The organism is Streptosporangium sp. NBC_01810, from assembly GCF_035917355.1.
In the GTDB taxonomy this organism is placed as follows: Bacteria; Actinomycetota; Actinomycetes; order Streptosporangiales; family Streptosporangiaceae; genus Streptosporangium.
Genome location: NZ_CP109070.1, coordinates 757,016 through 771,948 on the forward strand (window position 1 = coordinate 757,016; position 14,933 = coordinate 771,948).

A 14,933-nucleotide genomic window follows, 5' to 3' on the forward strand; every position below is an offset into this window, starting at 1 on the left:
CGCCCGTCGGGTCCGTCGGGCACGCCACTCCAGCGGGGGCGGGTGGATCAGCCCAGGACCAGGTCCCGGATCGTCCGCAGGGAGGTCTCGTCGCGGGGGCCCATCACCAGAAGGTTGCTCACCGGGCTCCTGCGCCACGGCTCCAGGCGTTCGCGGATGCGGCCCACCGGGCCGACCAGGGAGATGCCGTCGGCCAGCTCGTCGGGGATCGCGTTGAACGCCTCGTCCCTGCGCCCGGCCGGATAGAGCGCCTGGATCTCCTCGGCGGCCTCGGCGTAGCCCATCCTGCCGATGATGTCGGCGTGGAAGTCACGGCTCTTGGCGCCCATGCCGCCGATGTAGAGGGGCAGCATCATCTTCACCCCGTCCAGCGCCGGCCTGACGTCGTCGGTGATCAGTGTCATGACCATGGCGGCGATGTCGAAGTCAGGCCCGGCGCCGGCGAGCGAGGGGCCGTACATCCGCTCCATCTTCTCGGGGAACACGAAGAGCGGCAGCCGTCCGCCGGTGAGGTGATCGAGGGTCATCGCGGTCGCCGCCGGTTGAAACGACTCGGGGATACGTCGCGGTCTTCAACGTCATCGCGGTCATCGCGGTCATCGCGGTCGCCGCCGGGGTCCTGGCGGAGATCTGCACCACGGATGTGCCCAGTTTGATGCGGGACGTCCGCGCGCCGTACCAGGCCAGAGGGGTGAAGGCGTCGCTACCGTAGGCTTCCGTGGTCCAGACGGACTCGTACCCCAGCCGTTCCGCGGCCTGGACGAGTTCGGTGGCGTCGTCGGCGCCGCGCTGCCAGTAGCCGAGGTTCAGGCCGAGCTTCAGGTCGGTACTCACCGGGTCTCCTCGCAACGCTGGCCGGACACGCCCCGTGATTAGAACACGTTCTATATTGGTCGGTCGAGTGTGAGGTGTCGAAATTCGGTCTCCCGGGAAGCGTCAATCTGTGCTCTATGCAGCTCGCAAGCTCCTCTCCCTGATCTTCCTCCTTGCCCTCGCCGCCGCGGGAGCGATCCCGGCCGTGGCGCACGCGGCGGGGCGGCCCAACATCGTGCTGGTCCTCGTTGACGACCTGGATGCGGGGGATCTCCAGAAATTTCCCAACATCTCAAACCTCCTTGCCCGGGGCGGCACCAGCTTCGACAGGTTCTTCGTGCCGAACTCCTGGTGCTGCCCGTCGCGCGCGTCGATCATGCGTTCCCAGTACGTGCACAGCCACGGCGTGCTGACCAACACCGCCCCCGAGGGCGGCTTCACCAAGTACTACACGACCGGCCTGGAACGTTCCACGCTCGGGACGTGGATGAAGGCGGCCGGATACCGCACCGGCCTGATGGGCAAGTACCTCAACCACTACCCCGGTGGCGCCACCGCCGCCACCTACGTGCCACCCGGCTGGGACGAGTGGGACGTGCCGGTGCGCAGGCTCTACGAGGAGTACGGCTACACGCTCAACGAGAACGGCGCGCTGCGGGCCTACGGCTTCGCACCGGAGGACTACCTGGCCGACGTGCTCAGCGCGAAGGCGGGGGCGTTCGTCTCCCAGCCGGGCGACGACCCGTTCTTCCTCTACCTCGCCCCGATCGCCCCGCACAACCCGGCCAACTACGCCCCCCGGCACGAGGCCGCCTTCGCCGGAGCGACGGCCCCGCGCACCCCGTCCTTCAACCAGCCGGATGTCAGTGCCGAGCCACTCTGGCTCAGGTCGCTCCCGCAGTTCGACGCCAGGAAGGTCCAGAAGATCGACCGGCACTACCGCGACCGGCTCCGGGCGATGCTCGGCGTGGACGACATGGTGGGCGCCCTGGTCGAATCCCTCAGGGTCTCCGGCAAGCTGGAGGAAACGTATATCTTTTTCGCCTCCGATAACGGGTTCCACCAGGGCCAGCACCGGCTCGCCCAGGGCAAGACCGCCCCCTTCGACGAGTCGATCAGGGTGCCGCTCCTGGTCCGCGGCCCCGGTGTGCCGGCGGGCGGCGTCATCGGCGACATGGCCTCCACGGTGGATCTGGCCCCGACGTTCGCCCAGCTGGCCGGTGCCACGCTCCCCGACTTCGTCGAAGGCCGCTCCCTGCTGCCGCTCCTGCGGGGCCGTACGCCGCCCTCATGGCGCCAGAACGTGCTGCTGGAGTTCTACCGCCCGACCGACCCGGGTTCGGCCCGTCAGACTCCGGTCCCGGCCTACCAGGGCATGCGGACCGCCTGGCACACCTTCGTCCGCTACTCCACCGGCGAGTATCAGCTCTACGATCTCGCCGCGGATCCCTACCAGCTCAGAAACCTCGCCGCCGAGACCCCGCTCTCCGTGATCGCCCAGTTCAACCAGCAGCTCGACGCGCTGGTCTCCTGCTCGGGCGCCACCTGCAGGTCAGCCGACTCGGCCAAGCCGCCCGTGCTGCCCGTCAGGCCCCTCTTCCTCGGTCCGTGGGGACCGTGAGATGCCGGGGTAGGCCCGTCGCAGATGGGCCTCGACGGCGGCCGATGCCCCCGCCGCGTCCCCGGCGGCGACGGCCCGGTGGATCTCGCGGTGATCGGCCATGAGTCCCGCCGTGTCGCCGAGGCGCTCGACCGCCTCGATCGAGTAGCGGCGGAGCGAGTCACGCAGGGAGAGCATCATCGCGGTGGTCAGCCTGTTGCCCGACGCCTCGGCGATGGCCAGGTGGAAGGCCGTGTCGTGCTCGACGAACTCCTCGGCGGTCGTCGCGGCGTCCATCCGCTCCAGCGCGCCGATCAGCCCCGACAGGTCGGCCCCTCGGGCGGCGGCGTGCGAGGCGGACCACTGCTCGATCATCAGCCGGGCGTCGAGGATTTCCTCCAGCGACAGGTTCGAGAGCCCGAGGTGGAGTCTGAGCAGGTCGCTCAGGGCGTCCGCGGGCCTGGAAATGAGGAAGGCTCCCGCGTCCGGGCCCCGCCCGACCTGCGAGGACACCACGCCCAGCGTCTCCAGTACCCGCATCGCCTCGCGTACGGACGACCGGCTCACCCGCAGCTGCTCGGCGAGTTGCCGCTCGCCGGGCAGGCGGTCGCCGACCGTGAGCCCGTCGTCCGCGATGCGCCGCTCGATCTGGGCGATCACGTCCTCGAACGCCCGGGTGCGCCGGACCGGCTGCCAACCGCTCAAGAGAGCCTCCTCCTCTTGTGGGGGAATATGGTCAGACCATACTGTGGTCATACCATTGAGTGTAAAGGAGTGCCGTGCGCGTCGCCCTGTTCATCACCTGCGTGAACGACACGCTCTTCCCCGGTACCGGGCGGGCGGTCGTCACGCTGCTGCGCCGTCTCGGATGTGACGTCGACTTCCCGCGGGCGCAGACCTGCTGTGGCCAGATGCACGTCAATACGGGATACCCCGAGGAGGGCAGGCGGCTCGCGCGGCACTTCGTGGACGTCTTCGCCGAGTACGACGCGGTCGTCGCGCCGTCGGGGTCGTGCGCCGCGATGGTCCGCGAGCAGTACCCGCGCCTCGCCCGCACCCCGGCCGTACCCGCCTCGATCACCGCCGGGGCCCCTGCGGATCTGATCACCGGCACCCTCACCCCCTCCGCCGAGGAGACCGCGGCTCCCGGAGCGAGGGAGCGGCCCCGGCCGGGTTCCTTCGCCGAGGAGGTGGCGGCCACGGTGCCAAAGGTCCACGAACTCTCGGAGTTCCTCGTCGACGTCCTCGGCGTCACCGATGTCGGCGCCTACTTCCCGCACCGGGTGACCTATCACCCGACCTGCCACTCGCTGCGCGCCCTCCGCCTGGGGGATCGGCCCACCCGACTGCTTGAGCAGGTCAGGGGCCTGGAGCTGGTCCCGCTCCCCGGAGCGGACGAGTGCTGCGGCTTCGGCGGCACCTTCGCGGTGAAGAACCCGGCGATCTCCGCCGCCATGTGCGCGGACAAGGTGCACAATGTCGCGACCACCGGCGCCGAGGTGCTGTGCGCCGCCGACAACTCCTGCCTGATGCACATCGGCGGCACCCTCAGCCGCCAGCGCACCGGCGTACGGATCATGCACCTCGCCGAGATCCTCGCCGCCACGGAGACCGGCGATCACGGGGTGGTGCGCGGATGAGCGGGGGCGCCACGTTCCTCGGCATGCCGGCCTTCCCGGTGAACGCCGCGGCCGCCGTGCAGGACTCGCAGCTCAGGTACAACCTTCGCAAGGCCACCCACACGATCCGCGGCAAACGGGCCCTGGCGGTCGGCGAGCTTCCCGACTGGACCGAGCTTCGCCGGGCGGCCAAGGAGATCAAGGACCACACCCTGCGCAACCTGGAGCGCTACCTGGTGCGCATGGAGGAGGCGGTCACCGCGGCGGGCGGTCACGTCCACTGGGCGGCCGACGCCGAGGAGGCCAACAGGATCGTCGCCGACCTGGTCAAGGCCACCGGCGAGACCAGCGTGGTCAAGGTCAAGTCGATGGCGACCCAGGAGATCGGCCTCAACGAGGCGCTCGAACTCGAGGGCATCACCGCGTACGAGACCGACCTGGCCGAGCTGATCGTCCAACTCGGTGACGACTGGCCCTCGCACATCCTGGTCCCGGCGATCCACCGCAACCGCTCGGAGATCCGCGAGATCTTCCGGGAGAAGATGGCCGACTGGGGCCGTGCCGCGCCGGAGGACCTGACAGACGAGCCCCGCGCCCTCGCCGAGGCCGCCCGGCTCCACCTGCGCGAGCGCTTCCTTTCCACCAGGGTCGCGATCTCCGGTGCCAACTTCATGATCGCCGAGACCGGCACGCTGGTGGTGCTGGAGTCCGAGGGCAACGGGCGGATGTGCCTCACCCTGCCCGAGACGCTGATCAGCGTGGTCGGCATCGAGAAGCTGCTGCCGAGCTGGCAGGACCTGGAGGTCTTCCTCCAGTTGCTGCCCAGGAGCTCCACCGGCGAGCGGATGAACCCCTACACCTCCACCTGGACGGGCGCGGCCGAGGGGCAGGAGTTCCACCTGGTGCTGCTCGACAACGGCCGTACGGACGTGCTGGCGGACGAGATCGGCCGCCAGGCGTTGCGCTGCATCCGCTGCTCGGCCTGCCTGAACGTCTGCCCGGTCTACGAGCGGGCCGGAGGTCACGCGTACGGCTCGGTCTATCCGGGACCGATCGGCGCGATCCTCACCCCGCAACTGCGCGGCACCGCCTCGGAGCTGGACGCGTCGCTGCCGTACGCCTCGACTCTCTGCGGCGCCTGTTTCGACGCCTGCCCGGTCGCGATCGACATTCCAGAGGTCCTGGTCCATCTGCGTGGCAGGGTCCGCCACCCGCGCGTCGAGCGCCTGGGCATGCGTGCCGCCGGATGGGTGTTCAACCGCCCCGCGCGGCTGGCACGCACCCAGCGGCTCGGTGGCCGCCTGCGCAGGTTCGTCCCCGGGCGCCTGCCGGGCCCGCTGTCGGCCTGGACCGACACCCGTGACATTCCCGACATTCCTTCTGAGTCATTCCGTGACTGGTGGGACCGTACAGACGGAGGCGTCAAATGAACGCTGCGGGCAGCAGGGAGCGGATCCTGTCGCGGATCCGCTCCGCGGTGGCCGGGGCCGGCGAGGTCGAGATCACCCGCGCCTACCGCACGTCACCGGACCCGGCCGCCGCGGCGGGCCTGGTGGGGTTGCTCGCCGAGCGCGTGGCCGACTACCGGGCCGTCGTGCACGTGGTGGACGAGGGCGAGGCGGCCGCGACGATCGCGGCGGCGCTGGCCCGCCGGGGCGCCACCCGGCTGGTCGCCCCCGACGGGCTGCCGCCCGAGTGGGCCCCCGGCGAACCGGTCACCGACGACCCGCCGCTGAGCGCGGCCGAGCTGGACAGGGTGGACGGGGTCGTCACCGGGTGCGCCGTGGCGATCGCGGAGACGGGCACGATCGTGCTGGACACCGGCCCCGGGCAGGGACGCCGGGCGCTGACCCTCCTGCCGGACTACCACCTGTGCGTGGTGCGCGCGGAGCAGATCGTGGCCGGTGTTCCCGAGGCCGTCGGCAGGCTCGACCCGTCCAGGCCGCTGACCTGGATCAGCGGTCCCTCCGCGACCAGCGACATCGAGCTGAACCGGGTGGAGGGCGTGCACGGCCCGCGCACGCTGGAGGTCGTCGTCATCCGCTGACCCGGAAGGACATCCTCCGGTCGGAGGCCGGGAGGGCGCACCGGGCTCCGAAACACCGGTACGGCCGTGCTGGACGCCTCCCGCGTGTCCGGCTAACGTGCCAGGGCGTGTGATCCACATGGGCCGACCCGCGGGGGAGCGTCGCCCGCCGCGGTCGATCCGATCCTCGTCATCTGTCGGGTCAACGGAAGAAAAGACAGAATTTACCGATCCGTTACCTGTTCATGCGGTGTCAAAATCGGATATCGTCGCGAGTCGCTACTGCGTAGTCCCAGGTCAAGGTCATTGGAGTCCGGTTTCCATGATATTTAGCGAGGGGCCTGCCGGATTTACCCGGCAGGTGAATTGCTTCCCTGCTACGGTTCCGATGTCTGAAGCGGTCAGGGCTTGGCCGTCGCCTGCCTCCCCCGAGGGAAGCGAGAAGCCGCTCTCCTCGGGGAGCGGAGGAGTCACGAAACCGCCGCTGCTGCTCATCGGGCAGGGCTCGCACAACGACAGCGGATCCGCTGAATTCGGCAGGTTCATCCACCGGCTCCGTTGTCGTCTGGATCAGACGGCGGCCGACGTCTCCGGCGGCTACATCGCCAAGGCCAGGCCGCGCCTCAGCGACTCCGTCGCCTCGCTGGTCGGGCGCGGGCACCACCGAATGGTGGCCCAGCCCATGAGTCTCACCGGCGGCGTGTGGCTCGGCACGGACATTCCCGCCGCGATGGCCCGCGAGCGGGAGAGGCATCCCATGCTCACCTGCGACTACGGTCGTCCCCTGGGCTCCGGCCCCCGCATCCTCGCGCTGCTCGCCGAGCGTCTGGCCGACGCCGCCGCCGAGGTCGCCAGTCTCCGGCTGGTCCCCGCCGCCGCCGGGCCGCTCGACGAGGAGCCCGAGCACATCGAGATCGGCGAGACCGCCGTCGTCCTGGTCGGTGACGGCTCCACCAGCCCCGAGACGAACGCCGACGTGCACCGGGTCTCCCGGCTCTTCTGGGAGACCCACGCCCACGAGTACATGACCGTGGAGACGGCCTTCGTCTCCCTCACCCCGCCCGGCGTCCCCGGCGGCATCGAGCGCTGCCGACGCCTCGGCGCCAAGCGCGTGATCGTCGTGCCCTACCTGCTGTTCGCCGGCGGTCTGCTCGACCGTGTCTGGGCTCAGGCCATGGCCTACGCCGCCGGCCACTCGAACCTGGACGTCCGCTGCGCCGACGTCATCGGCGACTGCGAGGGCCTGGCCGACGTGGTCATCGAGCGCTACGAGGAGGCGCTCAGCGGCATCGCCTGGTGATCCGGTGACCCCTCGATGGCTCTTTCGTGTTTTTTCGGAAATGCTGTTCTCGGGGGAGACTGGAGCGCATGACCATGCTTGAGGAGACCATCGCGGCGATCCGCCCCGCCGACCCGGCGGCCGTCGCCGAGGCCCGAGCCCACCAGGACCGCCTGACCAAGCCCAGGGGCGCGCTGGGCGTCCTGGAGGACGTGGCGGTACGGCTGGCCGGGGCCGCGGCGGTCAGCCCGCCGCCGCTTCCGGTCCCCGCGGCTTTGGCGATCTTCGCCGCCGATCACGGAGTCCACGCCAGGGGCGTGACCCCGTGGCCGCAGGAGGTCACCCTGCAGATGGTCGGCAACTTCCTCGCGGGCGGCGCCGTGGCCAACGCCTTCGCCGCCCAGGTCGGTGTCTCGGTGACGGTCGTCGACGTCGGTGTGGCCGCCGACCTCGACCCAGCGCCCGGTCTGACGATCAGCAAGATCGCGTACGGTACGGCCGATCTGTCCCGAGGGCCGGCGATGACCCCCGAGCAGACGGTCGCGGCCCTGGAGGCCGGGATCGCGCACGCTCGCGACCTCGTCGACGGAGGTGCCCGCTGCCTGATCACCGGAGACATGGGCATCGCCAACACGACCGCCTCGGCCGCGTTGATCTGTGCGTTCACCGGGCACGAGGCGGCGGCCGTGACCGGCAGGGGCACCGGTATCGACGGCGAGACCCTGGAACGCAAGATCGAGGTGGTCCGCGAGGCACTCCGGGTGAACGGCCTGGAGCGCGAGCCGGGTGCCGTCTCCCCGGTGTCCGCCCTGGAGACGCTGGCCGCGGTCGGCGGCCTGGAGCACGCGGCGATCGCCGGGTTCGTCCTCGCCGGGGCCGCTCTGCGGGTGCCGGTCATCCTGGACGGTGTCATCGCGGGGGCGGCGGCACTGGCGGCGGCGGCACTGGCCCCCGATGTCGTCGACCACTGCGTGGCCGGGCACCGCTCGGCCGAGCCCGGTCACGCCGCGGCCCTGGAACACCTGGGCCTGCGCCCCCTGGTGGAGCTGGAACTCCGACTCGGCGAGGGCACCGGCGGCCTGCTCGCCCACCCGCTCGTCTGTGCCGCAGCCAGGGTGATGCACGAGGTCGCGACCTTCGATTCCGCCGGTGTGACGGACAAGGAAGCCTGACCTGCGGAAGGCTTGAACCCGACCGGTTGACAACAGTCAGCCCTCTCTTGACACCTGTTAACACAGGCGCAGCAAAGAGAGCGCCATTAGCCGGTAGGTTTACCTCTTAAGCACGCCATGATTCACAATTCCTCGTGAACGGGAGATCGGTCGCAATGTCGCCCTACCTGCTCGGCTTGCGTCTCTCCGGGCGGCGGGTGCTCGTCGTGGGCGGCGGGCGCGTCGCCCAGCGGCGGGTGCCGGCGCTGCTCGACGCGGGCGCCCTGGTCACCATCGTCTCGACGAGCGTCACGCACGCCCTCGACGATCTCATCGCGACAGGCCGCGTGACCTGGGAGACCAGGCGCTACCAGGCCGGCGACGTCGACGGGGCCTGGCTGGTGCAGGCCTGCACGGACGACCACGAGGTGAACGCCGCCGTGGCCGAGGAGGCCGAGGCGAAGCGGATCTGGTGCGTGCGCGCCGACGACAAGGACGCCTCCGCGGCCTGGACCCCCGCCAGCGGCAAGGTGGACGAGATCAGTGTGGCCATCACCGCCGGAGGCGATCCCCGGCGCGCCGCCGGGATCAGGGACGCCGTCGTGGGAGCCCTCAGGGACGGTACGGTCGACGCCCGGCGCAATCGCACCAAGCCCGTGGGCGTCGCCCTGGTCGGCGGCGGACCCGGCGACCCCGGCCTGATCACGGTCCGTGGGCGGCAGTTGCTGGCCCAGGCCGACGTGGTCGTCGCCGACCGTCTCGCTCCGCAGGCCCTGCTCGACGAGCTCTCCCCGGACGTCGAGCTGATCGACGCCGCGAAGATCCCCTACGGCCGCTACATGGCCCAGGAGAGGATCAACGAGCTGCTGATCGAGCACGCCAAGCAGGGCAAGTTCGTGGTCCGGCTCAAGGGAGGCGACCCGTTCGTCTTCGGCCGAGGCGGCGAGGAACTGCTCGCCTGCGCCCGCGAGGGCATCCCGGTGGTCGTGGTCCCCGGCATCACCAGCCCGGTCGCGGTCCCGGCCGCCGCCAACGTGCCCGTGACGCATCGCGGTGTCAGCCAGGAATTCCACGTGATCTCCGTACACGTCCCGCCGGGCGACGAGAGATCCACGGTCGACTGGCCCAATTTGGCCAGATCCGGCGGCACGCTGGTGCTTATGATGGCGGTCGAGCGGATCGGGGTGATCGCCGAAACGCTGATTCATGATGGACGTTTGCCGGAAACTCCCGTATTGGTGGTACAGGACGGTACCCTTCCGACCCAGCGCGCTCTTTACGCCACGCTGTCCACCGTGGCGGAGCGCGTAAGCGCGGCTGAGATTCGGCCACCTGCGATCGTGATCGTCGGCGATGTCGTGAAGGTCGGCCAGGAGATCGAGATGGTTCGAGCGGAGCAAGTACCGTGAAATCGGCTTCCAGCAGGCCCCCCCATTCAGGTGGCGGCCGTGACCCTCGCCTCGCCGGCACCCCCCCGGAGCCACTCGACGACACCCCGTCGGATGACCAGGAATCCCCCGGCGAGCAGACGGTGACCTTCGGCGCCATCCGTCCGGACGACGACGCCGCCTCCATCCGCGCCCGCACCCGGCCCTCCGCCGGTGCGGCCGGTCCCGCCGCGCCCTCCGGCGGAACAGCGGGTCCCGCCACGCCTCCGGGCAGGAAGGCCGGTCCAGCCGCCCCGGGTGGGGCGGTCGGTCCAGCCGCCCCGCCTGCTTCCGCGGAGGCGATGGCGGCCTTCCACGCCGCCGCGGCTGCCGCCCAGGCCACGATCGCCGCCATCACCACCTCCCGGGAAACGGTCAACCCCACCTCCGCCGGCGCCCCGGGCGGCCGTCCCTCCGGTGCCTCCCGCAGCGGTCCCGGTACGGCCTCGTCGGGCACTGGTACGGCCTCGTCCGGCCCTGGTACGGCCTCGTCGGGCCCTGGTACGGCCTTGACCGGCCCTGGTACGGCCTCGTCGGGCCCTGGTACGGCCTTGCCCGGTGCGGCCCCCGGTCCGAGCGCCTCCCCGGCCGCCTCCCGCGGCGGTGCCCCCGCCCCCCAGAAGGCTCCCCGCGGCGGTGCCCCCGCCCCGCCGAGTGCTCCCCGTGGAAGCGCTCCCACCCCGCCGGGGGCGGCCCCGGGGCAAGGCGCCCATCCTTCCCCCGATGCTTCGCGTGGCGGTGGCCCTGCCACCGCTCCTCCCGGTGTCCCTCCGAGGCCGGGTGCTCCCGCCTTCCAGGGGGGTTTTGCGAGCGCTTCTCACGGGGACGATCCCGCCATCGGTTCTCGCGGTGCGATTTTCCGTCCGGGCCCCGCTTCCCAGAGCGTTCCCCGTGCCGGTGGTGGCCCCGTCGCACCTTCTCCCGGTGCTCCTGTTCCCCAGGCCGGTCCCGGTGCGCTCTTTCGCCCAGGTGCCCCCGTTCCCCCGAGCGCTCCCCGTGCCGGTGATCTCGGGGGTGGTGCTTCGAGTTCCGCCCCCGGGGAAGGTGCCGGGATCTCCTCCCGTACGGCGAATGACGGCTTTTCCCCCCGGTCCGAGGACGGGCGGCCACGCGCCGAGGCCACCGCTCCGCCCCTTCGGGTGAGCAGACCCCAGGAAAAGCAGAAGGAGCCCGAGAAGGACGCCGAGTCCGACGAGGTCGTCGTCCTCCTCACGGATGACGGTGAGACCGGGGACGCGCCCCGTGAGGGGCATCGCGACGGGTCGGAGAACGGAGCGAAGAGCAACGCCGGGATGCCGGGCGCCGGCGGAGCCGAGGATGGCGGCGAGGTCGGAGAGCGGGCCCTGACCGGCGACGGGGCTCAGCGCGACGCCGAGCCCGCTGAGATCGATGAGCGGACTCCGCGGGAGAGCGAGACCGGTGGGACCGGTGGCGCGGCCCGAAGTGATGGCGAGCCCGCCGAGACCGGCGACGAGACTCATGGCGACGAGACTCATGTCGATGAGGCTCACGGTGAAGAGACTCATGGCGACGAGGCTCACGGTGAAGAGACTCATGGCGATGGCGATGGCGAGGCCGGAGCCGAGGTCCTGGACGGGGCCGGCGACGCGGACGAGAACGACGAGGACGGCGGGAGCGGGAAGGCCGGAGGCGGGAAGGACGCGGGGTCGCCGGGCGACCGGACGCGGGAGACGCCGCTTCCCGACGCCGTCTCCGAGGCCCTGAGCAGCGCGCTCACCGCCGTACGTGCCGGTGTCACCGATCTCGGCTTCGGCCTGGACATCCCCGGCGCCGAGGAGGCCAGGCGGGTCCAGAGTGAGATCCTGGCCCAGCTCGACGACTACGTGATCCCCCGCGTCCACACGAGCACCGCGCCCGCCCTCGTCGTGGTCGCGGGCTCCACCGGCGCGGGCAAGTCCACGCTCCTCAACACACTGGCCAACGCCAGGGTCAGCGCGACCGGCGTGCGCCGTCCGACGACCGGAACGCCTGTCCTGGCCTGCCACCCCGACGACCACGAGTGGTTCGCCAAGGGCGACATGCTCGGTAGTCTCCGGCGGCTGAGCGAGCCCGACCCCGAGGCGGCCTCCGGCGGCCTCGTGCTCGTCTCCACCGAGCGCCTCCCTCCCGGCGTGGCACTGCTCGACACCCCCGACATCGACTCGGTGGTCGAGGAGCACCACGAGATCGCCCACCGCATGCTCGACGTGGCCGATCTGTGGATCTTCGTCACCACCGCCGCCCGCTACGCCGACGCCCCGGCCTGGCGGCTGCTCCGCCTGGCCAAGGAACGCGGGGCCAAGCTGGCCATCGTGCTCTCCAGGGTGCCGTCCAAGTCCAGAGAGGTGATCACCAAGCACTTCGTCAGGATGCTCACCGAGTACGGTCTCGGAGAGGTCGACCGGTTCGTCGTCAACGAGGGCAAGGTCACCGACGGCATGCTCCCCGACCACGAGGTGAGCGAGCTGCGCCTCTGGCTGACCGAGTTGTCGGTTGACGAGCGGCGTCGAGAGCAGGCCGTACGGGCCACCCTGGACGGGGTGCTGAACAGCTTCCGCACTCGTGTCCCCGCCCTGGCCAAGCAACTGGAGATCCAGGTCGCCTTCCGCAGGGATCTCCGCGCCGACGTGGAGAGCGCCTATGCCCAGGCGCTGGTCGAGATCGACGAGAGCACCGGCGACGGCTCGCTGCTCCGGGGTGAGGTTCTCGCCCGCTGGCAGGACTTCGCCGGTTCTGGCGATCTCATGCGTACCCTCCACCTGCGCAAGCCCGGCCGCTTCGCGGGCAAGGCGAGCCATCAGGCACCCGAGCGGCTCAGCGCGCTGAAATCCGCGCTGCGGACGGGATTGGAGTCGGTGGTCGTCTCCGCGGCGCAACGGGCCGCGGAGGAGGCCGCCTCGCGTTGGTCGAACCGTCCGGGCTCGCAGGGGGTCCTGGCGGTGGCCTCCGATCTCGGTCGCGCGTCCGACAATCTTCCACGCAGGGCCGGCAGGACCGTCGCGGCCTGGCAGGAGCACATCATCGAGCTGATCCGCACCGAGGGTGTGACCAAGCGATCGGTGGCCAGGGTGATCTCGTTCGACGTCGAGTCCCTGGCACTGATCCTGACCATCGGGCTGCTCGGTTACGGCTCCTCGGAGGTACGGAACGGCGCCGGCGCGCTGCCGCAACGGCTGGTACACGCACTGCTCGGCGCTGAGTCGCTGCGCAACATCGGGGTGAAGGCCCGGAGCGATCTCCGCGCCCGGATCGGCATGCTCTTCGACGACGAGACGGCGCGTTACATCCAGGCTCTCGACAGTGCCGGCATACCGGATGAATCCGCCGCTACTCGCCTTTACCAGGCAACGTACAACCTTGAGGTCGCCCGATGAGTGTTGGCACCACCCAGTCAGGCCAAGGCCTCGGCAGCCGGCTCGCCGCGCTGGCTCGGATCGTGGAGCTGGGGGCGGGCAGGGTCGAGCCCAAGCTCCTCACCGAGTCGGGGCAGCTGCTGCTGCGCGCAGGTGACAGGCTCAAACTCTCCTCGGACCACACGGTGGTAGCGCTCGCGGGGGGTACGGGCAGCGGCAAGTCGACACTGTTCAACTCGATCTCCGGCTTGGAGCTGTCGCCGACGGGAGTGCGCCGCCCGACCACGGCCCGTACCCACGCCTGCGTCTGGGGCCTGGACGGCGCCGGACCACTGCTCGACTGGCTGCAGATCCAGTGGCGCCACCGCTTCGCGCGGGCCAGCGCCCTGGACCGCGGGGAGAGCCGGCTGCACGGGCTGATCCTGCTCGACCTGCCCGACCACGACTCCATCCGGGCGCTGACCGACACCGAGGCCGACCGGCTGATCCAGATCGCCGACCTCGTCGTGTGGGTGCTCGACCCGCAGAAGTACGCCGACGCCTCCACGCACCGGCGCTACGTGACCGATCTGGCCGGGCATGAGGCGGTGACGATCTTCGCGCTCAACCAGTCCGACCGGCTGGAGGAGGAGGAGCTGACCGAGTGCGTCGCGGACCTGGAGGACCTTCTTTACCGCGAGGGGGTCGAGCATCCCGTGGTCGTCACCACCTCGGCGATCACGGGCACGGGCGTGGACGACCTCAAGGCCGTCCTCGCCGAGACCGTGTCCAGGCGCAGGGCCGCGACCCAGCGCCTGGAGGCCGACCTCGACCGGCTGACACTCCGCCTGGCGAAGGTCATGCCCGCCGACGGTACCTTGGCGCCGCCCTCCTCCATTGACGACGCCCGCCGGATCGGCCTCACCGATGCCCTCTGCGACGCGGCCGGAGTCCCCGCCGTCGGCGAGGCGATGGAGAACGTGTACGCCGCGAGGTCCGGTGAGTGGATCGGCTGGCCCTACACCCGCTGGGCGGCGAAGCTCCGCCCTGATCCGCTGAACAGCCTGCGCCTGGGCGACCTGCGAGACGAGATCCGCGGCCTGACCGGTGGTTCGGTCAGCGCGCAGCCGGCCGAGGTGGACACCGCCGTCCACGCCCTCGCCGACGGCCTGACCTCCGGCATGCACGAGGCGTGGCAGAACGGGGTCAGGGACGCCGCGCGCTCCCGCTCGGCGCAGCTGCCCCAGGTGCTGTCGGAGGAGCTCTCGGAGGTCGCACCACGCCTGGACAGGGTTCCTGGCTGGTGGCGGTTGCTTCTCGCCTGGCAGTACCTGCTGGTCCTGCTCTTCGTCGCGGGCCTCGCCTGGGTCGGCGCGGCTCTGGCCTACGGCGTGTTCGGCGCGGGGAGGCCGCCGGCGGGGCTGGAGCTGTTCGGCGACGTCGCCTCGCTGCCGTGGGTGGGACTGATGATGTTCTCCGTACTCGGGCTCGGGTTGCTCACCGCGGTGGCCAGCCGCAACTTCGTCGTACTCGGCGCCGGCAACGAGCGTGACGCGCTGGAGCGTGAGATGCGCCGCAGGGTCGCCGGGCTCGCGGAGAGCATGGTGATCGAGCCGGTGGAGCGCGAGCTGACCCGCTATAACGAGTTCTACTCGGCCATGCGGGGCCTGCGAGGCTGATTCCCAC

12 protein-coding genes are annotated in these 14,933 nt (G+C 70.8%); 9 read left to right on the plus strand and 3 right to left on the minus strand.

Annotation, left to right across the window (positions count from 1 at the left end; all coding sequences use genetic code 11):
* Positions 1–47: 47 nt before the first annotated feature.
* Together OIE13_RS03535 and OIE13_RS03540 are read right to left on the minus strand one after the other, a co-directional pair.
* A complete protein-coding gene (locus tag OIE13_RS03535) occupies positions 48–527 on the minus strand; it encodes an LLM class flavin-dependent oxidoreductase (protein ID WP_326829519.1) in 480 nt (159 codons plus the stop codon).
* A complete protein-coding gene (locus OIE13_RS03540) occupies positions 427–834 on the minus strand; it encodes an LLM class flavin-dependent oxidoreductase (protein ID WP_326829520.1) in 408 nt (135 codons plus the stop codon). Before OIE13_RS03540 ends, OIE13_RS03535 begins: the two co-directional genes overlap by 101 nt.
* A gap of 109 nt (positions 835–943) precedes the next feature.
* Between OIE13_RS03540 and OIE13_RS03545 the strand changes: the two genes are divergently transcribed.
* Positions 944–2,434 carry a sulfatase family protein gene (locus OIE13_RS03545; protein ID WP_326643215.1) on the plus strand — a complete coding sequence of 497 codons (1,491 nt, stop codon included), beginning with the start codon at positions 944–946 and terminating at the stop codon, positions 2,432–2,434.
* Here OIE13_RS03545 and OIE13_RS03550 read toward each other — a convergent pair.
* The gene (locus OIE13_RS03550; protein WP_326643213.1) at positions 2,366–3,118 is read right to left on the minus strand and encodes a FadR/GntR family transcriptional regulator; all 753 of its coding nucleotides are present in this window, start codon (positions 3,116–3,118) and stop codon (positions 2,366–2,368) included. The genes OIE13_RS03545 and OIE13_RS03550 overlap by 69 nt on opposite strands.
* Before the next feature lie 74 nt (positions 3,119–3,192).
* Between OIE13_RS03550 and OIE13_RS03555 the strand changes: the two genes are divergently transcribed.
* The 8 genes from OIE13_RS03555 (at position 3,193) to OIE13_RS03590 (ending at position 14,926) form a co-directional block, all read left to right on the plus strand.
* On the plus strand, positions 3,193–4,053 hold the full coding sequence (locus OIE13_RS03555) for a (Fe-S)-binding protein (RefSeq protein WP_326829521.1): 861 nt from the start codon (positions 3,193–3,195) through the stop codon (positions 4,051–4,053).
* On the plus strand, positions 4,050–5,462 hold the full coding sequence (locus OIE13_RS03560) for a lactate utilization protein B (protein ID WP_326643209.1): 1,413 nt from the start codon (positions 4,050–4,052) through the stop codon (positions 5,460–5,462). The genes OIE13_RS03555 and OIE13_RS03560 overlap by 4 nt, the downstream gene beginning before the upstream one ends.
* Positions 5,459–6,079 carry a LutC/YkgG family protein gene (locus OIE13_RS03565; RefSeq protein ID WP_326643207.1) on the plus strand — a complete coding sequence of 207 codons (621 nt, stop codon included), beginning with the start codon at positions 5,459–5,461 and terminating at the stop codon, positions 6,077–6,079. The genes OIE13_RS03560 and OIE13_RS03565 overlap by 4 nt, the downstream gene beginning before the upstream one ends.
* A gap of 367 nt (positions 6,080–6,446) precedes the next feature.
* Positions 6,447–7,358, plus strand: a complete 912-nt coding sequence (locus OIE13_RS03570; protein WP_326829522.1) for a sirohydrochlorin chelatase — start codon at positions 6,447–6,449, stop codon at positions 7,356–7,358.
* 68 nt (positions 7,359–7,426) lie between these two features.
* Positions 7,427–8,509 (plus strand): nicotinate-nucleotide--dimethylbenzimidazole phosphoribosyltransferase, encoded by a 1,083-nt coding sequence (gene cobT / locus OIE13_RS03575; RefSeq protein WP_326643203.1) that lies wholly within the window; start codon positions 7,427–7,429, stop codon positions 8,507–8,509.
* Between the two features lie 155 nt (positions 8,510–8,664).
* Complete coding sequence (gene cobA / locus OIE13_RS03580) at positions 8,665–9,897, plus strand: uroporphyrinogen-III C-methyltransferase (protein ID WP_326643201.1); 1,233 nt, start codon at positions 8,665–8,667, stop codon at positions 9,895–9,897.
* Positions 9,898–11,054: 1,157 nt separating this feature from the next.
* Entirely contained in the window at positions 11,055–13,289 is a 2,235-nt protein-coding gene (locus OIE13_RS03585; RefSeq protein WP_326829523.1) for a dynamin family protein, read from the plus strand.
* A complete protein-coding gene (locus OIE13_RS03590) occupies positions 13,286–14,926 on the plus strand; it encodes a GTP-binding protein (protein ID WP_326643197.1) in 1,641 nt (546 codons plus the stop codon). Before OIE13_RS03585 ends, OIE13_RS03590 begins: the two co-directional genes overlap by 4 nt.
* Positions 14,927–14,933: the final 7 nt, after the last annotated feature.